This is a genomic window from Neisseria sp. HMSC074B07 (assembly GCF_001810355.1).
GTDB lineage: Bacteria > Pseudomonadota > Gammaproteobacteria > Burkholderiales > Neisseriaceae > Neisseria.
In genome coordinates, this window is the sequence record NZ_KV800921.1 from 214,548 (window position 1) to 235,443 (window position 20,896).

Genomic DNA, 20,896 nt, shown 5'->3' on the forward strand with positions numbered 1-20,896 from the left:
GTTAGATAAAACGAATAAAATTCATCAAACCCTTGCGGATAAAAAAATGTTGCCGCCGGGCGGAGTACCCAATGGCAACTACTTATCCAAGGTTGCAAAGATAGATATAAGGAACTAGCTGAAAAATAGTTATAAAGAACTATAAACCATCTGTAAAAAATGGCAACCGTTTTTTCAGACGACCTCACGTTTTTTCACATACTCTTGCCATAAGTCAAAATTCTGACCGGCGATAAAATACCCCTTCTTCTGTTTGGTGGAAGAGGGGGTGTCTGCGTATCAGTCAGTTTTAGCTTCATTTTCTTGCGAACCGTGAAAAGGCGGATTGCCGTATGGCTAGGCAGGTCGTCTGAAAACCGGTCAACGTCTGTTTGGCATCATTATCTTTTGTGTATCCTCTTCCTGTGGGGCATAAAGCCAAAGGTCGTCTGAAAACGGTTTTCAGACGACCTTTGAGTTATTTGCGGTTGGGGTTGATCCATTGCCATTGTTCGCGCAGGGTGTTTTCGAGGGCTTTTTGTTTTTCCTGCGGGCTGTTGAGGCCGTCGGTCAGGCGGTTGTAGTCGATGGTGATAGACGGGTTTTGTACCGTGCCTCTGATTTTGAGCGGAATGGGTTTGTTTTGCGGGTTCAGGGCATTGCGGATGAGCAGGTCCTCCGATAGCTCTTGGGTGCTGAGGTCGGTATAGCCGCTGCTGACAACGTGCAGGCTGTCGGAAAAGAGTTCGGTGTTGACATGGCGGCTGATGCCTTTGTCGATTTCGCTGTTGAGGACGAAATGGTGGAAAGGGGTTTTGGGCGGTGGGGTTTGTTGGGTGTTGTCTTTACTGATGATGCCGTTTTTGAGGATGTTGTCCATGTCGATGCCGTGCCATGCGCCTTCGGAGATGTTGAGGGTCAGCATCCCGTTGAGGTTTTTGAGCATTTGCTCGCGGTTGTTGCCTTTGGTGGTCAGGTCGATGACGGCGTTGCCGTTGCCGCTGAAGCTGTGGAAGCCGAACAGGTCTTGCAGCAAGGGTTGGATTTGTACGCTTTCTGCGTTTTGTTGGAGGTGGTAGGAGAGGGGAGTGGTGTTGGCTATGCTGATGCCGCCCTCGGTACGGCCTCCGTAGAGTCCGGCTTTGAAGTTGCTCAGGGTGATATGTTCGTTATTGGCGGTCAGCCGGGTTTCGACATTGTCCAATTGGAAGCCGGGCGTTTGGATATTGTTGACCTTGATGCTGGCTTCGATATCGGGGGTGTTGGCGTGATTGAGAAATTTCGGGTAGGGGTCGTCTGAACCGGCTTGAAAGTCTTCCAAGTAGGGAGTGAGGTTGAGTTTTTGCAGGGCGACGCCTGCTTCGAGTCTGGGTTTTTGCTCGGCTTGGGTTTGGTATTTTAAGCTCAAGGCAACGGGTTGGCGGTCGAATGTGCCTTTGAAGCTGCCTTGCCAGTTGCCGGAATCGGTCAGGCTGAAATTTCCGTCGAGCATGCTGATAAAGCGCGGTTGGGGCAGTCGGTTGACGGTGTCCTGCAGGGTGGTAATGCGCAGGCTGTCGGATTGCAATCCGGTTTTTTTCTGCCACAACATGGGGCCGCTGACGGTAAAGCTGGTTTGGCGCAGTTGGTTTTTGTATCTGCCGTTGAGATCGAAGCTGTCCAGGGTGATGACGCTCGGACGCAGATTGGTTTTGTCGAGTTTGAAGGAACCGTCCCATTGGCTGTCGGGCGAGCCTGCGGTAAAGGCTCCGCTGACGGTATTGAGGCTGAGGTGGTTGTCTTTGAAGATGAGTAGGGGCGCTTGGGCGGTCAAGTGGAGGTTTTGTTGAACGCTGTCTGTGCGCAGGTTGATGTTGCTGACTTGCAGGGTGTGGTTTTGCGTTTGCCAGTCTAAGGCACTGGTAATGTTGATTTTTACCGTGTTTTGGTCACGGCGGCTCTGCGCTTCAAAGCGGAGCTCGGGAATGTTCCAGTTTGCTGCGTTGGTTTGAAGCAGGCCGTTGCCGTTCCATTCGAGGGGAAACTGCGGGTTGCGGATGTTGCCGCCGATTTTGAAACGGCGGCCGTCGGAATCTTCCGAACGGAGGTTGAGGCTGAAGTCTTCGATGGTGTACGGTGTGTTGTCGAGTTTCAGACGCAGGGTGCTGTTTTCTACGACGAGGCGGTTGAGCGTGGCCGTGTTGCGGGGCTGCTGCCAAAGGTCTTGCAGGCTCCATTTGCCGTTTTCGGCGCGTTCGATTGAGACATCTGCGCCTTTAAGCACCCATTTTTCGATAATGGGTGTGTCGTTCCACAGGCTGCTCCAGCCGATTCCGATGTTGGTTTCTTTAATGTGGATGGCGGCTTGCGTGCTGTTGGGGTAGGAGATGACGACGTTTTTAAGGGTAAGGGTGGGGCGGGGGAACCAACTGCGCCGGATTTCCGGACTGAAGCGGATGGTGCGTTGGGTTGATTGCAGAGTGGATTGGGTAAGGGTTTCGATGCGTTTGGGTGTGAAGAAGTTGTAAACCGATGCGTATAGTCCGGCTGCGGTGGCGATGACCGCTATGAGGCTGAAGATGAGGAGTTTCAGCCAGAATTTTCCGGAGTTTGGCAGAAGGTTCATGGGCTTTTATAAAAATTAAAGTATAAGAGTATAGCACATGCCTTTGGGATGGTTGGTGCGGCAGGACAGAGGGTTGTAAATGGGTATGAATGGTGGTTGCGGGTTTCAGACGACCTGATGGTTTGCTATGCCTTATAAATATGAATGTGGGCGGTTTGCACTTGTCTCTTTGTGTTGAGGTATCGTTTGGATAAAACGTGGCTATATAATGCAGGTTCTATTGGTATGAGGAGGGTGTCGATGATTATCGTAATGCGCAAATGGTCGAGTGAGGAATCTGTTCAACGGGTGGTGGATACGATTCGCAGCCGTGGCTTGCGGGAACATATTTCGCGTGGCGAAGAAAGGACGATTATCGGCGCGTTGGGCGACGAGCGGGTCTTCCATTCCAATGAATTGGCTAGATTGCCCGATGTGGAGCGCGTGTTCCGGGTTTTGAACGATTGGAAAATCATCAGCCGGGAGGGGCAGTCTGAAGACAGCAAGATTTCGATACGGGGTGTGTTGTTTGGCGGCGAGAAGGTTTTGGATATTGCGGCGGATATCAATCGGATTGAGGATGCGGATGCGGGATTTGTCGATCCGTTTTATCTGTCGGCACGGCCTTATGCGGAAATGGACAACGGGAGCGAAAAGGCGAGAATCCAACTGATGCAGCAGGATATTCGGCGGCTTCATGAACAGGGAAAACCGATTTTGGTGCGTATCCGCGATGTGCGTCAGATTGATGAGGCTTTGAAGGCGCAGGCAGACGTTTTGTATTTGGGCGGAGAGCTGATGGGGAATCGGGTCTTGTTGGATGAAGTGGGTCGTCTGAATACACCGGTAGTGTTGTGTAAAGATAAGCATCATCGGGTTGATGATTGGCTGGCGGCTGCCGAACACATCGCTTTACGCGGCAATCACCATATTATCTTGGGCGAGGCGGGGACTTTGAGTTTCGAGCCGGAACATGCTTATCGTTTGGATGTGGATGCGATTGTCAGGGTGCGGCAAACCTGTCATCTGCCGGTGATCGCGAACATCACGCGGTTGTGGCACAACGATATGCCGCAACATATCTTATATCGGTTGGCGCAGGCTGCTGGTGTCAATGGGATTGTCGGTTCTGGGGTGGATTGATATTTTAGTTTTTGAATAAATTTTGGCATAAAATGCTGTTTCGTGGATTGGGTGTATATCTGCCTTATTCTGTTATCGACTTTTCAAGGCGGTTTTTGAAGCCGGATAATGGGATGGTAGATATACCCTGTCTTGCAACGGGATTTTTATGGCGTTTGGGATATGGATATTGCTTAATCAGGCGTCAGGACAGAGTTATTAAAACCGTAGATAAAAAAAACCATTCATACCAAGGGAGAAGTATGAATGGCCAATACATTGCGGGAAAACGTCTTACTTGCTGCACCGCCCAAAAGGGATAAAAGAGCGGTGTGTGTCAGCAATTTGAATTCTAGCAGCATTAGTATTAAATGCTGTTAAGAAGTGAAATCTTTTGAATAAATTGCGCGAAAACTCCGATAGACGTTAATTTATCGAGATAAGCGGTATTAAATTTGTTGTATTTTAAATTTCATATGTCATATTTTTGCAACAGCCAATTTAGAAGGTCGTCTGAAAAGCTATTTTCAGACGACCTTTTTGTATATGAGGCATACCAAGATGCGTAGCAATGGCATTTTAATCCCATCGGGCAAAATGCCACTATTGCCGCTATCCGTCGATTTGCCCGCTGTTGGTAGGAAGGAAGTGGGTGCAGAACCGCCATTCGTGTACTGCTTGATCGTCAATATAGGCGTTCGGTTTGGGTAAAAATGCTTGGAAACATTCCGATATGCCCAATTCTTCTGCGCTGCGACGGGCGTAGTCGGCTCCTCCGCTGCTCCAGAGGTAAAGCATATGTCCGTTTCCATGCAGGCGGCGGACTTGGCGGATGACTTCGGGCATGGGAATGCGCGTACTGCCTACGCTTCTGACAAGGGTGTCGTCCACATCAATGAAAATAAAGGAAGGTCTGCTCATTAGATTAATTGTTTTGAAATGGGTGGATGGATGTCAAAAAGGTCGTCTGAAAAACCTTTTCATAATTTCTATCGTTGTTTTGTTCAATTAATGCTTTTTTGTTAAAACGGGTTTATTGGTTCTCCCGTATCCATTTTTCCCAACGCTCGAACAGGGCGGGTTGCAGGGCGGCGATGACGGAGCGTTTGAAAACGTGTTCGCCGCTCCAGAAGTCGTCGCCTTCCAAAGTGGACAGGTTGCCGCCTGCTTCTTCGAAAATCAGCGCACCGGCGGCGTAGTCCCACAGTTTTTGCCCACCGTGGACGTAAACATCGTAGCGTCCGCTGGCGAGGTAGCACCAGTCGAGCGTGCTGCTGCCCATGCTGCGGATGGTGCCGAAGGGGGCGAGCGTGCTCATGCGGCTGGTGAGTTTGCCGGAGCGCAGGTATTTGATTTCAACGCCTGCGATGGCTTCGCTGAGTTTTTTGTCGACGGTGCGCAGGGGCAGTGGTGTGCCGTTGAGGTATGCGCCTTTGCCGTGTTCGGCGTAGAAACATTCGCCGCTGACGGGGTTGTAGATGATGCCGAGTTCGGCACGGCCGTTTTTGACGAAGGCGACGGAAACGGCGAAATGGGGCAGTCCGTTGACGAAGTTGTTGGTGCCGTCTATGGGGTCGACGACCCACAGCCCGTCGGTATGCGCGTGCATTTTCCAAAGGGTGGTTTGTTCTTGCACGCTCATTTCTTCGCCGAGCATGGGGCTGTCGATCAACAAGGGCAGGGCGGCGGCGAAGGCGGTTTGGGCGGCAAGGTCGGCTTCGCTGAGCATGGAGCCGTCTTCTTTGCGGTGCGACGGGGTATTCAGGAAGCGCGGCATGACTTCGGTTTGCGCGATGTGCCGGACGACTTTTTGTAATCGGTGTAACACTTTTTGTCCTTGTTTTTGCGGTTGGGGTGCGAAATCGTATAATCGCGTTATTATATCCGTTTTCACTTGAAGAACCATGTCCAGATTTTATCTGCCTGATGCTTTATATGCGGGGCAAGTCGTTGAACTGCCTGATAATGTTGTGCGTCATTTGAATGTTTTGCGCGTGCGCTGCGGGGAAGAGGTCGTTTTGTTTAACGGCAACGGCAAGTCGTATCCTGCGCGTTTGGATGTTTTGGAGAAACGCCGTGCCTGTGCGGAAGTGTTGCGCGAGGAGGAGACGGACAACGAGTCGCCGCTGAAAATCACGCTGGTGCAGTCGGTATCGAGTGGCGAACGTATGGATTTTACTTTGCAGAAAAGCGTGGAACTGGGCGTAGTCGCGATTCAGCCGGTGATCAGCGAACGCTGCGTCGTGCGCCTGAGCGGCGAGCGGGCGGATAAACGGGTGGCGCGTTGGCAGGAAATTGTGGTGTCTGCCTGCGAACAAAGCGGCAGGAATATGGTGCCGGAGGTACGCCCGCTGCTGCCTTACCGCGAGGCTTTGAAACAGATGTCGTCTGAAACGACCAAGCTGTTGATGAGTTTGAACCGCGCCCAAAGTTTGCGTACCGTCAAGCCGTTTTCAGACGACCTGATTTTTATGGTCGGGCCGGAAGGCGGCTGGACGGACGAGGAGGAGCGGTTGGCGTTTGAGGCGGGATTCCAGTCGGTAACGCTGGGCAAGCGGGTGTTGCGGACGGAAACCGCTTCGCTGGCGGCGATTGCGGCGATGCAGACGCTTTGGGGGGATTTTGTGTAACCGAGGTCGTCTGAAAACGGGATGGGAAGCGTAAATCCCTAGATGGTTTGAAAAGTAAGTTTTATTGAAATCATGGGTTTATATAGTGGATTAACTTTAAACCAGTACGGCGTTGCCTCGCCTTGCCGTACTATCTGTACTGTCTGCGGCTTCGTCGCCTTGTCCTGATTTAGTTAAGCCACTATAGTTGTTTTTCAAGCCATTGCCTGCTTTACCTGTTTTACGCCTTCGCAGCGTTGGGCAATTCATCCGTTTTCGCTTACAATAGCCGATTATCCGAATCAACGCTCAAAGGCCTTCACATGCAATACGCCAAAATTTTAGGTACCGGCAGCTATCTTCCCGCCAACCGCGTCAGCAACGACGATTTGGCGAAAAAAGTCGATACGTCCGACGAGTGGATTACCACCCGTACCGGCATCAAGTTCCGCCATATTGCAGACGAAGGCGAAAAAACCAGCGACCTCGCCGCCGAAGCATCGCGCCGCGCTCTGGTTGCTGCCGGTGTCGCTGCCGATGAAATCGATTTGATTATCGTGGCAACCGCCACCCCCGATATGCAGTTCCCGTCCACCGCGACCATCGTCCAGCAAAAGCTCGGCATAGCAAACGGCTGCCCCGCATTTGACGTACAGGCGGTCTGCGCGGGCTTTATGTACGCCCTGTCCACTGCCAACGCCTACATTAAAAGCGGCATGGCGAAAAAGGCTTTGGTCATCGGCGCGGAAACGTTCAGCCGCATCGTCGATTGGAACGACCGCACGACCTGCGTTTTGTTCGGTGACGGCGCAGGCGCGGTCGTGTTGGGTGCATCCGACGAAGCGGGCATCATCCACAGCAAACTCAAAGCCGACGGCAACTACCTCGACCTGCTCAACGTGCCCAGTCAAATCGCCAACGGACAAGTTTGCGGCTCGCCCTACATTACGATGGATGGGCCGGGCGTGTTCAAATTCGCAGTCAAAATGCTCGCAAAAATCGCCGACGAAGTCATCAGCGAGGCAGGTTATACCCCCGATCAAATCGACTGGCTCGTGCCACACCAAGCCAACAAACGCATTATCGACTCCACCGCCAAACACTTGGGTCTGGACATGGAAAAAGTCATCCTGACCGTACAGGAACACGGCAACACATCCGCCGCTTCCATCCCGCTCGCGCTCGATGTCGGCATTCAAAACGGTCAAATCAAGCGCGGACAAAACCTGCTGCTTGAAGGCATAGGCGGCGGCTTCGCATGGGGCGCGGTGTTGGTTAAATATTGATTTTTTGTCCGTTTAAAACTTAAAAGGTCGTCTGAAACTGCGTTGGTGCGGTTTCAGACGACCTTTTTGATAGGAAAGCCGGGATTCGTATGTTGAGGGCCGGATTAGTTGTTTATAGTGGATCAACTTTAAATCAGGACAAGGCGACGAAGCCGCACAGTACAGACAGTACAGCAAGGCAAGGCAAGGCAATGCCGTACTGGTTTAAAGTTAAGCCACTATAAAGTGTAGAAGATTCAGGGCGGTAGTTGAAAAGTATGCTAGGCAGAGGGGGAAGGGCGCTGTCTCTGTTGAGCATTGAAAAGAGGTCGTCTGAAAATGTGTCGTTGCTTCAAACCGACACCGTTTCAGACGACCTTTTATTTATTATGGTTAAAATCCACATGGATTATGATAAATTGGTATAATTTCAAAATTGATTATCCAATACATTTTTTCCTTAATATAAAAATAAAATGAACCATAATAAACATTACGGGACAATCGCCCATTGGTTCGGGGAAATGAGCCGCGGCTCCATTATTTGCGACGAATCTTCGCAACGCATCTTTGCCAACCGCCAATCCCTCCACCCCGATTATCAAGAACCTGAAACCGGACACCGTGTCAGCTTTCAAATAGAAACGGAAAACAACCGCGCCGTCGCAAGGGATGTCGAGCGCGTCAATCCGGGTTATAAAAACAATGACAGCGCGGTCATTACGCTGACCGACTGGGATTGGTCGAAGAATGGTGGTTATGGAATGGACGTTTCAAATGAAGGGCAGCCGGTGTTTGTGCTGGGACAGTTTCTTGCCGACCAAACCCGTACGCCTAGGGCGGGCGACCGCCTTGAAGGCACGCTCCGCCGCCATCCCAACGGACAATGGCTGCTGGTCAATGCCGTTATCCGCAGTACGCCTGAGTCCGAACCCGAGCCTGAATCGATACACGCTGCGCCCGCCCAAAAAGCGCAAGGTCAAACCGTACACTTTTTCCGTCCGGAGCACGGTCCTAAAGTTGAAGTCAAAATCGAGCAGCCGTTGGTTGCCGAAACCCGCTATCCCGCTCCAAAATCCGCCCAAAAGAATCTGTTGCCGCCCAATCAGGTCATGAGCGGTACGATTACCACATGGGACGATGCCAAAGGCTACGGCTTCATCCGTTTCGGCGACGAATCCCAAAATATTTTCTTCCATATCAGCGCGTACCATTACAATACCTGCCGTCCGCAAACAGGGCAGCGCGTCAGTTTCTACTGCAACCGCCCGATAGAAGGCAACCGCCAACAAGCCGTCAAGGTTGTCCGGCTTGGCGACGAAGCATTCCTGTTTGACGAATTGCCACCCGACTACAACAGGCTCAATATCGATATGCAGGCACTCCTGATCAACAGCGTCATTGCCGTCGTTTTCCTGACCGTTGTCGCCGTACTTTCCAATAAACTGTTTTTCATTTACGTCCTTATCAGTATCGCCGCCTTCATCCTCTATCAACAGGACAAGCAGACGGCGATGGAGTCCGCGCGCAAAATCAGACGTAAAAACGAATACCAAAACCGTATCCCAGAAAACAAACTGCACGCATTCAGCCTGCTGGGCGGCTGGCCCGGCGCATTGGTTGCGCGCGCCGCGTTCCGACATAAAACCAAGAAAGTTCCTTTTGTTCAGATTTTCTGGCTGACAGTGGCAATAAATGTTGCCATTACCTATGCCCTGCTGATACATTACGCCGATAATCCTCTGACGAATTTTCTGAAAAACTAAACTGAAACAAAGGAATATCATGTCTTTTGCATTTTTCTTCCCCGGTCAGGGTTCGCAAAGCCTCAATATGATGGACGGCTTCGCAGGACAATCGGTCGTAAAAAACACCTTCGACGAAGCTTCTGCCGTCTTGGGTCAAGATTTGTGGGCGATGATTAACGGTACGGATGCCGAACTCATCGGACAGACCGTGAATACGCAGCCCATCATGCTGGCTGCCGGCGTTGCCGTTTACCGTGCCTATCTTGAAGCGGGCGGCAAAACGCCTGCCGTCGTTGCCGGCCACAGCCTCGGCGAATACACAGCACTTGTTGCCGCCGGCGCATTGGATTTTGCGGATGCAGTCAAACTCGTCCGCCTGCGCGCCGAACTGATGCAGTCTGCCGTACCGCAAGGCGTAGGTGCGATGGCGGCGATCCTCGGCTTGGAAGATGAGCAGGTTAAAGCCATTTGTGCAGAAGCCGCGCAAGGCGAAGTGGTCGAAGCCGTCAACTTCAATTCGCCCGGACAAGTCGTGATCGCGGGTAATGCCGCCGCCGTTGAGCGTGCCATGAACGCCGCCAAAGAAGCGGGAGCCAAACGCGCGCTGCCGCTGCCTGTATCCGTTCCTTCGCATTGCAGCCTGATGAAGCCTGCTGCGGAAAAACTTGCCGAAGCGCTCAAAACCGTCGAAATCAAACAACCGCAAATCCGAGTCATCCATAATGCCGATGTTGCCGCTTACGACGATGCAGAGAAAATCAAAGACGCACTCGTCCGCCAACTTTACAGTCCTGTACGCTGGACGGAAACCGTCAACGCACTCGTTGCAGAAGGCACTGCCGAATCCGCCGAATGCGGACCGGGCAAAGTGTTGGCAGGTTTGGCAAAACGCATCAACAAAGAAGCCGTGTGCAGCGCTTTGACCAATTCCGAACAAGTCGCTGCCTTTATCGAAGCGCATTAAACTTGCCGCCTTGTCTGTTTCAGACGACCTTTCTTAATGAAAGGTCGTTTTTTAATGTCTGTCGGTTGTGTTCGGATAGGGAGGTGCAGACAGCAGGAGGGCGTTTCTTATTCCAATCCACTATCAATTTATTTTGAACATTTAAGATCGTCGTCTGAAAAAACTTTACAGAAATAAAAATCGTTATTCATTTAAAAACAGCAATTTCGTCGCATCGGTAACTTCGTTGCGATATAATCATAGGCTTTACCAATCCGACAGATTGATAAAATATTCAATCTGCATTAATCCGGAACACCGAGCCAATGATAGAAAAACTGACCTTCGGCCTGTTTACCCAAGAAGATTCGCGCAGCTTCATGCGCTTGATGGCTTACATCCGTCCTTATAAAGTCCGCATCATTTTTGCGTTAATTGCTATCTTTGGCGTTGCCGCCACCGAAAGCTACCTCGCCGCCTTCATTGCACCCTTGGTCAACCAAGGCTTCGCCCCGCCTTCCGCGCCGCCCGAACTCAATACAGCAGGCGGCATCGTCGCCACACTGCAAAATTGGAAAGACCAATTTACTTACCTGATTTGGGGGACGCCCAATAAAGTCTGGGTCGTGCCGGTATTTTTTATCTTTTTGGTCATCATTCGAGGCATCAGCCGCTATGTCAGCACATATCTGCTGACTTGGGTTTCCGTCATGGCAATCAGCCATCTGCGCCGCGATATGTTTGCCAAGATGCTGCAACTCTCTTCCAAATTCCATCAGGAAACCCCGTCCGGTACGGTGTTGATGAATATGGTGCAAATGGCGGAATCATCCATCAGCAACGCCAGTAATGTCTTTATCGTCCTGACCCGCGACACCATGATTGTCATTGGTTTGGTCTGCGTCCTGCTGTATTTGAACTGGCAGCTCAGCCTGATTGTCGCCCTGATGTTCCCGTTGCTGTCTTTACTGTCCCGCTATTACCGCAACCGTCTGAAAGATATCATTGCCAGTGCGCAGCAAAGTATCGGCACGCTGAACAACGTCGTTAACGAAGTCCACCAAGGACACCGCGTGGTCAAACTCTTCGGCGGTCAGAAGAAAGCGTCCGAACGCTTTGCCGAAGTCAATGACACCATTGTCCGTCTCGGTAAAAAAATCACACAAGCCAGCGCGGCGCGTTCTCCGTTCAGCGAACTGATTGCGTCGTTTGCTTTGGCTGTCGTCATCTTTATCGCCCTTTGGCAGAGTCAGCAAGGCTATACCACCATCGGCGAATTTATGGCGTTTATCGTTGCCATGTTGCAAATGCTCGGTCCGATCAAAAACTTGGCGAACATCAGCATCCCCATGCAGACCATGTTTATCGCTTCGGATGCGGTTTGTCAGTTCCTTGATACCGAGCCTGAACAAGACAAGGGTACCAAACATCTGAAAAATGTTTCAGGTCGTCTGAAATTCGAAAACGTCGATGTCCGCTACCACGAAGACGGTAAAAAAGCCTTGGACGGCTTCAATCTTGACATCCGCCAAGGTGAACGCGTTGCTTTGGTCGGTCGCTCAGGCAGCGGCAAATCCACCGTCGTCAACCTGCTTCCGCGTTTTGTCGAACCAAGTTCCGGCGCGGTTTATTTGGATGATGTCAACATCGAAGACATCAAACTCAACAACCTGCGCTCCCAATTCGCCCTTGTTTCCCAAGATGTTTTCCTGTTTGACGACACCCTTTTGGAAAACGTCCGTTACAGCCGTCCCGATGCCACTGAAGAAGAAGTATTGGCAGCCCTCAAAGCCGCGAATTTGAAAGACTTGGTTGAAAGTTCGCCATACGGCTTGAACCAACCGATAGGCGCAAACGGCAATCAGCTCTCTGGCGGTCAGCGTCAACGCGTCGCCATTGCACGCGCCATTTTGAAAGATGCCCCCATCCTGCTTTTGGACGAAGCCACCAGCGCGCTGGACAATGAATCCGAACGCCTCGTCCAACAAGCCCTCGAACGCCTGATGGAAAACCGCACCAGCATCATCGTCGCCCACCGCCTGACCACCGTCGAACAAGCCGACCGCATTATTGTTATGGATGAAGGCCATATTGTCGAACAAGGCACACACAGTGAGTTGATGGCTCAAAACGGCTATTACTCCATGTTGCGCAATATGCCGAAACAGGCAGCAGGTTGATTTTCAGACGACCTGTCGGTCAGTTGAAGGACGATTTGTCTAAAAGGTCGTCTGAAAACACCAAGCTGCAAGACAAGGAAGGCTGCCGAACAGACAGAAAGGAACTATCCGCATGAATCATCAAGCCCAGTCCCCCACCGTCTCCGTGATGATCCCTTACTACAACTGTAAGGAGTACATTGTAGAAACCGTCCGGTCCGTCCTTAACCAAAGTTATCAGAATTTTGAAATCATCATTGTTGATGACGGCTCCGCCCCGGAACACGCCGATTATTTGAGGGAGTTTCTGGCGGACAAGCCTGCAATACGTTACGCCGTACAAAACAATCAAGGCGTTGCCGCCGCCCGAAACCATGCGGCGCGGCTGGCGGGGGGCAAATACTTCCTGTTTCTCGATTCAGACGACCTCATCCTGCCGGATTACATCGAAAAATGCGTCACGGTTTTGGAAAACAATCCCGACTGCAAGCTGGTGTATCCGTTGGCGGAATATTTCGATGCGCAAGAAGGCTTATGGAATCTGCCGGATTATGACGGTTTGGAAAGCCTGTTGACGGGCAACCGTTTTCCTTCATCTGTTTCCATGCACCGCGCCGAAGATTTTGCCGCCTTGGGTGGATTTGATGAAAACCTGACGACACACGAAGACTGGGATTTCTGGATACGCCTCTTAAGCAACGGCGGAACCGTTATCCGTATTCCGGAAGTGTTGTTCCGCTACCGCAAACGCCGTGACGGATCATCACTGATTAACCGCTTGGAACAAAATCCTGATTTAAACCGCGAAGACTGGCAAAAAGTCTATGAGAAAAACCGCGCGCTGTTTATGCAATATCATTTGGGATATTCCGACTGTATTCAAAAAATATCCTTACTAGAACAACAAATCCAATCTTTATCCGAGCTAAACCTTCAATTGCGAGAAGACAATACCAATATGCAAAATCAAAACCAAGAATTGCAGCATGTAATGGCAAAACTGCTGCAACAAACCGAACTGTCTGCCAGGCAGACCGAGTCTCTGCAACAGCAAATCGACATGTTGATGCAGTTGATGGTGCGCAGCCAGGCAGCAGAAGAGCAATCGAAAGAACAAGAAAAACAAATCGAACTGCTGAAAAAACAAATCGATACCTTGCAGCAGGAAAAACAGTCGCTCGAACACACCATCCATACCTTGAATGAAAACAGGCAATCGTTCGAGCAAACCATACACGGACTCAATGAAAACCGTGCTTTATTGGAGCAGCACATCCGTCAGGAAAGCCAACGATTGGCAAAATACAAAGGGTTGTGGACGGTTAAGGTATTCAAGCCGTTCGTTAAAACCGAACAGGCCATCAGCTCTGCCAACCGCTACCGCAAAGGCTTCCGTCTTTTGGTGCGTGAGAAGGGCAGTATCGGCAAGGCATATCAGTTTTTACGCCGCCATTACAAGCAAACCCATTCGATTAAAAGCGTGAAACAGCTTTTAAAAACAGTCGGTTCTTCGCCTGTTATTGCACAGGAAGTTCTCGGTGTTCAGGCAGACCCGATTCCGCAAACGTTTATCCAGCGGCTGACCAAACACGCTGCCGACACGCTTGCGCCTAAAGTTGCCATCATTGCCGAACTCAGTATTCCGCAATGCAAAAAATACCGCGTCATCCAAAAGCAGGAAATGCTTGAAGAGCTGGGTATTCCTTGTTCCGTGACTTCATGGACGGACAGCAACGAAGCCAAGAAACAGATTTCTTTGGCAAGTTTGGTGATTTTCTACCGCGTTCCCGGTTTTGACAGCGTAATGGATTTAATTGCGGAATGCCGTCGTCTGAACATCAAAACATTATGGGATGTTGATGATTTGATTTTTGACGAAGATGTCCTGAAAACCAGCAGCACCATCAACTCGCTTGAACCGGCAGAAAAAGAAGGCGTGATCAACGGCGCGAAACTTTACCGGCAAGCCATGTTGGCGTGCGACGAAGGTATCGCTTCGACTTCCGGGCTGGCAAAAGCCATGAAGGAAGCAGGTTTGGAAACCGTTTATGTGGTTGAAAACGCGTTGGATGATGAAACGCTGGCAGTGGCGCACAGCATCGAGGGTCGTCTGAAAAAACAAGAAGACGGTCTGATTCGGATTATTTACGGTTCGGGCACCAAAACGCACAACATCGACTTTTTGGAAGCCGCTCCCGCGCTTGCCAACATATTGAAAGAAAATCCGAATGTCAGGTTCAGAATCATCGGCTATTTGGAGCTGCCCGAATATTTCGATGAAGTACAAAGCCAAATCGAGCGCATCCCGTTTTGCAACTATACGGAATACCTGACTTATTTGTCCGAATGCGACATCAGCATCGCGCCTTTGGAAAACTTCGTTTTCAACGATGCCAAAAGCAATATCAAATACCTTGAAGCATCAATTACCAAAGTGGCGTCCGTATGTTCGCCAAGGGCGGCTTTCGCCGATGTGATTGTTAACGGCGAAAACGGCTTTCTGGCAGACAGCGAACAGCAATGGCATGAAGCGTTCGACACCCTGATTCAAAATCCCGAGTTGCGCGACAGTATGGCGCAGGCTGCATACCGTACGGTCATGGAAACATACAGCCCGCAAGCCATCGGCAGCACGCAGCTTGCACCCGCCGTCCGTTTTGAATCTGCCGCAAAAGGGAAAACCAAAGTCTTATCGTTTAATGTTTACTATCATCCGCAATCGTTTGGCGGGGCGACCATCGTTGCCGAGCAACTGAACAAACTGCTTGCCGATGAAGAAGCCTACGAAATATATGCGGTAACGACTTTGCCGATGAAGAGCTGGCTGCCGCCGTACAGCGTCATTCGTTACGAATACGGCAAAGTAACCGTTTTCGGCGTTGCCGTTCCTTCAGAAGATGCAGCCGCCCACGAAAACCCGCGTTTTGATGCAGCTGTCAAAGACATCATCGAACTCGTACAGCCTGACATCGCCCATATCCACTGCATTCAAAGCATGGGCGTCGGTATGGTCGATATTTGTCGGGAAGCCGGTGTCAAAACCCTTGTTACCCTGCATGACGCATGGTGGATTTGTCCGAACCAGTTCATGCTTGACGAAAATGAAGTCTTCCGCGAGCAATGGAATACCGAAGACGAACGGAGCAAAACCATAGCCCGCGCCCTGTCGAAAATCGATATGTTGCTTGCGCCCAGCAAATATTTTGCCAAGCTGCATGAAAGAACTTTGGGCAGGAACGTCCTCGTCAACAAAAACGGTGTTACCCGCCCCTTGGGTCAAATATCCAAACGGAAAAAAGACGTTATCCGCTTCGGCTATGTCGGCGGAAAAACCAAAATCAAAGGCGTTCATCTGATTTTAGAAGCCTTCAGGAAACACCGTTTCCCCAATACCGAACTGGTTGTCGTGGACAATATGCTCAATGTCGGCGCACGTTCGTTTTTTGACAGCGATTTCGACGGCGTGGAACGCTTCCACATCGAACCTGCTTACAGCCAAGACACCATCGACTATTTCTTCTCGGAAATCGATGTTTTGCTGTTCCCGACCCAATGGAAAGAAAGTTTCGGCTTGACGGTTAGGGAAGCGGTGTTGCGTGATGTTTGGGTAATCGCCACGGATGCAGGCGGCGTGTCCGAAGACATTATCGACGGCGAAAACGGCACGGTCATTCCGTTTGACAGCGGCGTGGAAGAGTTGAGCCGCGCCATTGCCAAAGTCTGCGAACGCTATCAAGCGATGGACGACGGCGCAGTCATTGAATTGCCGAAAAACCATATTCGGACTTTTGCGGAACAAAAAGACGAATTGGCAGGCCTATATCAAGAAATACTGTCGAACCAAGCAGATTGATGTTTTCAGACGACCCTTTCGATGGCAGAAAAGGGTCGTCTGAAAATGACAGCGAATGAATTTAAATCTGTACAGCGTTGTGCCGCCAAGCCAATATCCAATGAGTTGAAGTAGCTAAGATTAACTGTACCCCACCCGAATCATGAACAAAACCATCATCCTTGCCGTACCCTATATGTACGAACTCGACAAGTGCATCGAAAAAAATCTGCGTTTTTTGGGGTTCGACGTCGTCAACCTTTGTTACGACGACAGGGATTCTTTTTATCCCAATATGGCGAGCAGGGTGAAAAACTTATATTACAAATATGTTGCCAAAGACGGCGACTACAAAAAGGTTTTGAAATATAGCCGTTATCGGGATGACATTGCACGCAAGCTGGGTTCGTTAAACGGCAAAAAAGCGGATTACGCCTTGTGTATCCGTGCCAACATTTATCCCAAAGAAATCATTGCTGCTATTCGTGCGCACAGTGAAATATGCGTCAATTACCAATGGGACGGCATCGGAAGATTCCCCGATATCTTGGAATATTTGGATTATTTTGACCAATGCTGGGTTTTCGACCCGCAAGATATTAAGCAATATCCGGAGTGCGGGTTCAAAGCCACGACCAATTTCTACTTCGATTTTCCTGTCCCAGAATTGCCGTCAAACGGCGGCCTCTACTTCCTCGGCGGCTACGAATTGAGGAGGGAAGGGCAGACTAAGCATTTCATCAGCGAAGCGGAACGCCTCGGGCTGCCTTTGGATTTCCATATTTATTGCAAAGACGACCGCGCCGAAAAAGCCTTCGGCACAAAAGGCATCACTTATCTCGACCGCAGCAGCATCCTTAGTTTTGAAAACAATTTAAGCAAGGTACAAAGCTGCGGGGCAGTGGTCGATTTTGCCCAGTTTGACCATTACGGTTTGTCGTTCCGCATTTTCGATGCCCTGCGGTTCGATAAAAAACTGATTACGACCAACCAAAGCATACGGGATACCGACCTTTATCATCCCGAAAATGTGTTTTTATGGGATGGCGGCAGCTTGGACGAATTGCCTGATTTCTTGGCGCGCCCGTATCAGCCGGTCAGTCCGGATATCAAAGAAAAATATTCGTTTACCCAATGGCTCAACCGTATGCTCGGTATCGGCAATTAATGAAGGCGAACCTGTGTCGCAGCCGTTTTAAGAATTTCATCATTGCCTGATTGTATAGTGGTTTAAAGTTAATCCACTATATTTTCAGACGACCCTTCCTCTTTACCGTACGACGATTATGAAAAAGAAAACCGTTATCCTGGCTATGCCGGAGCTGTTTAAAATCCACGAGCTCATTATTGAGAATCTGGAAAAATGTGGCTTCGACGTACTGTCCCTGACTTACGAAGAAAAAGAATTCAAATATAAAAGCATCTTCCAACGTATGCAGAAAATCTGGTATCGCAACGTCCTCGGACGAATGGATTTCAAGAAACGGGTGATGTTCCGTTTGGTGGAAGAGCGGCTGGAAGCGTTGTTGGAACAATATCCCGAGCAGGCGGATTATTGTTTCATGATTTGGCTGGGCGCGTATCCGAAAGAGTTTATTTCCAAGCTGCGCAACCACGCCAAACTGATGGTCTATTACAACTGGGAAGCGCTGACTTTCTTGAAAGAAGATTTTGAAAATATCGAATTTTTCGACAAATTTTATTTCTTCGATCCGTTTGATCAAAACAAGCTGCCCGAATACGACCATGTGTTGCATCCGACCACAAGTTTCTATTTCGACAGCTTCACGCCGTCTGAAAAAACCGAAAACAAAATCCTCTTTATCGGATCGTACGCAGAAGACCGCAACAGCGACATCCGCGCATTCTGTGACGCCGCACGCGCCATCGGTTTGGATATCGACTTCCGACTGGCGAGCAAGAAAATCGCCGAAGAGCAAGCCGCACTGGGCATCCCCGAAGTACAGTTCTTCTCGTTTGCCAACGCGTTGTCTTACCGCCAGAATTTAGAAGAAGCCGCCAAATCTTCCGTATTGGTCGACTTCCTCAACCGCAAGCATTACGGCTTGTCTTTGCGGATTTTTGAGGCCATCGGTTTGGATAAAAAACTGATTACCACCAATCCGACCATCGTGCATTACGATTTTTACCATCCCGACAATATGTTCTACTGGGACGGCAGCAATCTCGACGAACTCAAAGACTTCCTGACACGACCGTTCGTCCCCATCGCGCCGGAATTGAAACGCAAATACAGCTTCAGCAACTGGATAAACTGCGCATTCGATATCGAGCCGAATATACCGATCGGGCTGCCGCATATCGACAGGGATGCCATTCAACAGATATAGCGGAGAAGCAGATTTGCGGGATAGGCGGTACAAATAAAAGGGAAAATATTCACTGAGTGCTTCGGCACTTTCAAAGTCTATTCACAATAAACGATGTTTTGCGGACGCCGACTGTTCAAACACAGGCGGTTTGTCCGTTAAAAGACATCTTTCACATCGAGAATGTACGGTTTGCCGTACCTTCTCCCGCTTGCCGTTTCCCGAATCTGAAACCTATCCTGTTTTCAAAGGTCAGTTTGAACAGGGCAACAAGATATTTATTCATCTGTATAACAATAATAAGTTGATGATTTTAAAATCAATAGGAGGACACACACCATGTCTCGGAAACCTATTATCTTATTAGGCATGTACCAAGTTAACGACATTTATAAATTGCTTATCCAAAATTTAGAAAAACAAGGATTTCAAGTTGTCGATATCAGCTACAACCATATCGCGCCCCCTTTCAAGTATTCGTCTTTAAAAATGAGGCTGGGGGCATTCTGGTGCAAAAAAGTCCTGAAACAGAAGAAGAAAAAAGAAATTTTGAGGAAAAAAGCCCGGCTTCGGCATTTCACGAAAATTTATCAAGAAATGATGGAGAAAATAAAAACATACGAGTATTTCGATTACGCATTGTTTTTAAACGGACAAATCTATCCGAAGTATCTGCTGGAACAGGTCAAGCGAAAAACCGAAAAGCTGATGGTGGCCTACCAATGGGACGGGTTGGACAGATTTCCCAAAATATGGGAGAGCATCGATATTTTCGACAAAGTGTATGCCTTCGACCCTGAAGACAACCGGAAATATCGCGATAAAGTCATTCCCGCTGCCAATTTTTATTTTGAAGTAGACCAACCAACCGATACCGGCAACCGCTACGATTTTTATTTCCTGGGATCGCATGTTCCCGATCTCGGCAGGGATAAAGCCATTTCGACTTTTTCCGAATATGCCGAAAAGAAAGGCTGGAAAATCGATTTCACGATATTCCATGTCAACGACGGCAGTTTGAACGAACATTCCGATGTTTATCCCGACAGTATCAAAGCGACGGCAGAGCCGCTCACGTTCGAGGACAACATCAAACGCGAAATGCAAAGCCGCGTCTTGCTGGATTTTAAAGCAGCGGTGCATACGGGTTTATCGTTTCGGACAATCGAGTCGGTCGGCTATCGGAAAAAGCTCATTACCACCAATGCCGAAGTTGCCAAATACGATTTTTATCATCCCGACAATATCTATATTTGGGACGGTAAAACCTTTGACGGTATGGAAACGTTTCTCGACAAACCTTATCGCGAGCTGCCGCCCGAAATCTACCAAAAATACAGCTTCGACAACTGGTTGAGATACATATTGGATCTGCCTCCGTATCAAGAAATCACGTTACCCGAGTAAGCCTCTTTGAGGTCGTCTGAAAGCCTTTGATGTTTTCAGACGACCTCAAAAATTAGATTCATCACACTATTTATGCTATAAGGTCGTCTGAAATTAACAGACTCCATTCCCAAAACAAGGAAGTAAACATGAGCACACAAGATTTAAGCGGCAAAGTCGCATTGGTAACAGGCGCATCGCGCGGTATTGGCGCGGCGATTGCCGACACACTGGCGGCGGCAGGTGCCAAAGTCATCGGTACGGCAACCAGCGAAAGCGGCGCGGCAGCGATTAGCGAGCGTCTGGCGCAATGGGGCGGCGAAGGCCGTGCATTGAATTCCGCCGAACCCGAAACCATCGAAAACCTGATTGCCGACATCGAAAAAGAGTTCGGCAAGTTGGACATTCTGGTCAACAACGCCGGCATCACCCGCGACAACCTCCTGATGCGCATGAAAGAAGAAGAGTGGGACGACATCATGCAGGTCAACCTCAAATCCGTGTTCCGCGCCTCCAAAGCCGTCTTGCGCGGCATGATGAAGCAGCGCGCCGGCCGCATCATCAACATCACATCCGTCGTCGGCGTGATGGGCAATGCCGGTCAGACCAACTATGCCGCGGCAAAAGCAGGCTTGATCGGTTTCTCCAAATCCATGGCGCGCGAAGTCGGCAGCCGCGGCATTACCGTCAACTGCGTCGCCCCAGGCTTTATCGACACCGATATGACCCGCGCCCTGCCTGAAGAAACCCGCAAAACCTTCGAAGCTCAAACTTCGCTGGGCAAATTCGGCGAAGCGCAGGACATTGCCGATGCGGTATTGTTCCTCGCTTCCGACCAAGCGAAATACATCACCGGTCAAACGCTGCACGTCAACGGCGGCATGCTGATGCCTTGATTCGGCTTGGGAAATATAGTGGATTAACTTTAAACCAGTACGG

General features: G+C 49.9%; 14 protein-coding genes and 2 pseudogenes. 12 read left to right on the forward strand and 4 right to left on the reverse strand.

Annotated features, from left to right (window positions below):
- Positions 1–457: 457 nt before the first annotated feature.
- On the reverse strand, positions 458–2,584 hold the full coding sequence (locus tag HMPREF2726_RS04685) for an AsmA family protein (RefSeq protein WP_070602397.1): 2,127 nt from the start codon (positions 2,582–2,584) through the stop codon (positions 458–460).
- Between the two features lie 240 nt (positions 2,585–2,824).
- Here HMPREF2726_RS04685 and HMPREF2726_RS04690 point away from each other — a divergent pair, with 240 nt between their 5' ends.
- Positions 2,825–3,706 (forward strand): chorismate mutase, encoded by an 882-nt coding sequence (locus HMPREF2726_RS04690; protein WP_009310995.1) that lies wholly within the window; start codon positions 2,825–2,827, stop codon positions 3,704–3,706.
- Positions 3,707–4,297: 591 nt separating this feature from the next.
- Here HMPREF2726_RS04690 and HMPREF2726_RS04695 read toward each other — a convergent pair.
- Positions 4,298–4,618 (reverse strand): annotated as a pseudogene (locus HMPREF2726_RS04695) (DUF705 domain-containing protein); the annotation flags it as partial.
- 100 nt (positions 4,619–4,718) lie between these two features.
- Positions 4,719–5,513: an inositol monophosphatase family protein gene (locus HMPREF2726_RS04700; protein WP_009310997.1), complete on the reverse strand. Its 795-nt coding sequence runs from the start codon at positions 5,511–5,513 to the stop codon at positions 4,719–4,721.
- 76 nt (positions 5,514–5,589) lie between these two features.
- On the opposite strand from HMPREF2726_RS04700, the gene HMPREF2726_RS04705 reads away from it, so the two are divergent.
- Positions 5,590–6,315, forward strand: a complete 726-nt coding sequence (locus tag HMPREF2726_RS04705; RefSeq protein ID WP_009310998.1) for a 16S rRNA (uracil(1498)-N(3))-methyltransferase — start codon at positions 5,590–5,592, stop codon at positions 6,313–6,315.
- 80 nt (positions 6,316–6,395) lie between these two features.
- On the opposite strand, the pseudogene HMPREF2726_RS13730 reads toward HMPREF2726_RS04705, so the two are convergent.
- Positions 6,396–6,501 (reverse strand): annotated as a pseudogene (locus HMPREF2726_RS13730) (IS5/IS1182 family transposase); the annotation flags it as partial.
- Positions 6,502–6,617: 116 nt separating this feature from the next.
- On the opposite strand from HMPREF2726_RS13730, the gene HMPREF2726_RS04710 reads away from it, so the two are divergent.
- From HMPREF2726_RS04710 to fabG, 10 genes are all read left to right on the forward strand, one after another.
- The gene (locus HMPREF2726_RS04710; protein WP_009310999.1) at positions 6,618–7,580 is read left to right on the forward strand and encodes a beta-ketoacyl-ACP synthase III; all 963 of its coding nucleotides are present in this window, start codon (positions 6,618–6,620) and stop codon (positions 7,578–7,580) included.
- 248 nt (positions 7,581–7,828) lie between these two features.
- The gene (locus tag HMPREF2726_RS14370; RefSeq protein WP_210399679.1) at positions 7,829–7,987 is read left to right on the forward strand and encodes a hypothetical protein; all 159 of its coding nucleotides are present in this window, start codon (positions 7,829–7,831) and stop codon (positions 7,985–7,987) included.
- A 48-nt stretch (positions 7,988–8,035) separates the two neighbouring features.
- The gene (locus HMPREF2726_RS04715) at positions 8,036–9,325 is read left to right on the forward strand and encodes a DUF1294 domain-containing protein (protein WP_009311001.1); all 1,290 of its coding nucleotides are present in this window, start codon (positions 8,036–8,038) and stop codon (positions 9,323–9,325) included.
- A gap of 19 nt (positions 9,326–9,344) precedes the next feature.
- Positions 9,345–10,271: an ACP S-malonyltransferase gene (gene fabD / locus HMPREF2726_RS04720; RefSeq protein WP_009311002.1), complete on the forward strand. Its 927-nt coding sequence runs from the start codon at positions 9,345–9,347 to the stop codon at positions 10,269–10,271.
- Positions 10,272–10,576: 305 nt separating this feature from the next.
- On the forward strand, positions 10,577–12,430 hold the full coding sequence (gene msbA / locus HMPREF2726_RS04725; RefSeq protein WP_009311003.1) for a lipid A export permease/ATP-binding protein MsbA: 1,854 nt from the start codon (positions 10,577–10,579) through the stop codon (positions 12,428–12,430).
- A gap of 112 nt (positions 12,431–12,542) precedes the next feature.
- A complete protein-coding gene (locus HMPREF2726_RS04730; RefSeq protein ID WP_070602400.1) occupies positions 12,543–16,262 on the forward strand; it encodes a glycosyltransferase in 3,720 nt (1,239 codons plus the stop codon).
- 142 nt (positions 16,263–16,404) lie between these two features.
- A complete protein-coding gene (locus HMPREF2726_RS04735) occupies positions 16,405–17,409 on the forward strand; it encodes a WaaS/CpsH family glycosyltransferase (RefSeq protein ID WP_009311005.1) in 1,005 nt (334 codons plus the stop codon).
- A 118-nt stretch (positions 17,410–17,527) separates the two neighbouring features.
- On the forward strand, positions 17,528–18,592 hold the full coding sequence (locus HMPREF2726_RS04740) for a WaaS/CpsH family glycosyltransferase (protein WP_003762685.1): 1,065 nt from the start codon (positions 17,528–17,530) through the stop codon (positions 18,590–18,592).
- Positions 18,593–19,168: 576 nt separating this feature from the next.
- A complete protein-coding gene (locus HMPREF2726_RS04745; protein ID WP_246827860.1) occupies positions 19,169–19,978 on the forward strand; it encodes a WaaS/CpsH family glycosyltransferase in 810 nt (269 codons plus the stop codon).
- Positions 19,979–20,106: 128 nt separating this feature from the next.
- Positions 20,107–20,853: a 3-oxoacyl-ACP reductase FabG gene (fabG, locus tag HMPREF2726_RS04750; protein WP_003756594.1), complete on the forward strand. Its 747-nt coding sequence runs from the start codon at positions 20,107–20,109 to the stop codon at positions 20,851–20,853.
- Positions 20,854–20,896 lie beyond the last annotated feature (43 nt).

Excerpts from the sequence above, each read along its gene's own strand:
- msbA (WP_009311003.1), top strand. The coding sequence starts at position 10,577 with ATGATAGAAAAACTGACCTTCGGCCTGTTTACCCAAGAAGATTCGCGC.
- fabD (WP_009311002.1), top strand. The coding sequence starts at position 9,345 with ATGTCTTTTGCATTTTTCTTCCCCGGTCAGGGTTCGCAAAGCCTCAAT.
- HMPREF2726_RS04730 (WP_070602400.1), top strand. The coding sequence starts at position 12,543 with ATGAATCATCAAGCCCAGTCCCCCACCGTCTCCGTGATGATCCCTTAC.
- HMPREF2726_RS04715 (WP_009311001.1), top strand. The coding sequence starts at position 8,036 with ATGAACCATAATAAACATTACGGGACAATCGCCCATTGGTTCGGGGAA.
- HMPREF2726_RS04705 (WP_009310998.1), top strand. The coding sequence starts at position 5,590 with ATGTCCAGATTTTATCTGCCTGATGCTTTATATGCGGGGCAAGTCGTT.
- HMPREF2726_RS04735 (WP_009311005.1), top strand. The coding sequence starts at position 16,405 with ATGAACAAAACCATCATCCTTGCCGTACCCTATATGTACGAACTCGAC.
- HMPREF2726_RS04740 (WP_003762685.1), top strand. The coding sequence starts at position 17,528 with ATGAAAAAGAAAACCGTTATCCTGGCTATGCCGGAGCTGTTTAAAATC.
- HMPREF2726_RS04690 (WP_009310995.1), top strand. The coding sequence starts at position 2,825 with ATGATTATCGTAATGCGCAAATGGTCGAGTGAGGAATCTGTTCAACGG.
- HMPREF2726_RS04685 (WP_070602397.1), bottom strand. The coding sequence starts at position 2,584 with ATGAACCTTCTGCCAAACTCCGGAAAATTCTGGCTGAAACTCCTCATC.
- HMPREF2726_RS04710 (WP_009310999.1), top strand. The coding sequence starts at position 6,618 with ATGCAATACGCCAAAATTTTAGGTACCGGCAGCTATCTTCCCGCCAAC.
- HMPREF2726_RS04745 (WP_246827860.1), top strand. The coding sequence starts at position 19,169 with ATGATGGAGAAAATAAAAACATACGAGTATTTCGATTACGCATTGTTT.
- fabG (WP_003756594.1), top strand. The coding sequence starts at position 20,107 with ATGAGCACACAAGATTTAAGCGGCAAAGTCGCATTGGTAACAGGCGCA.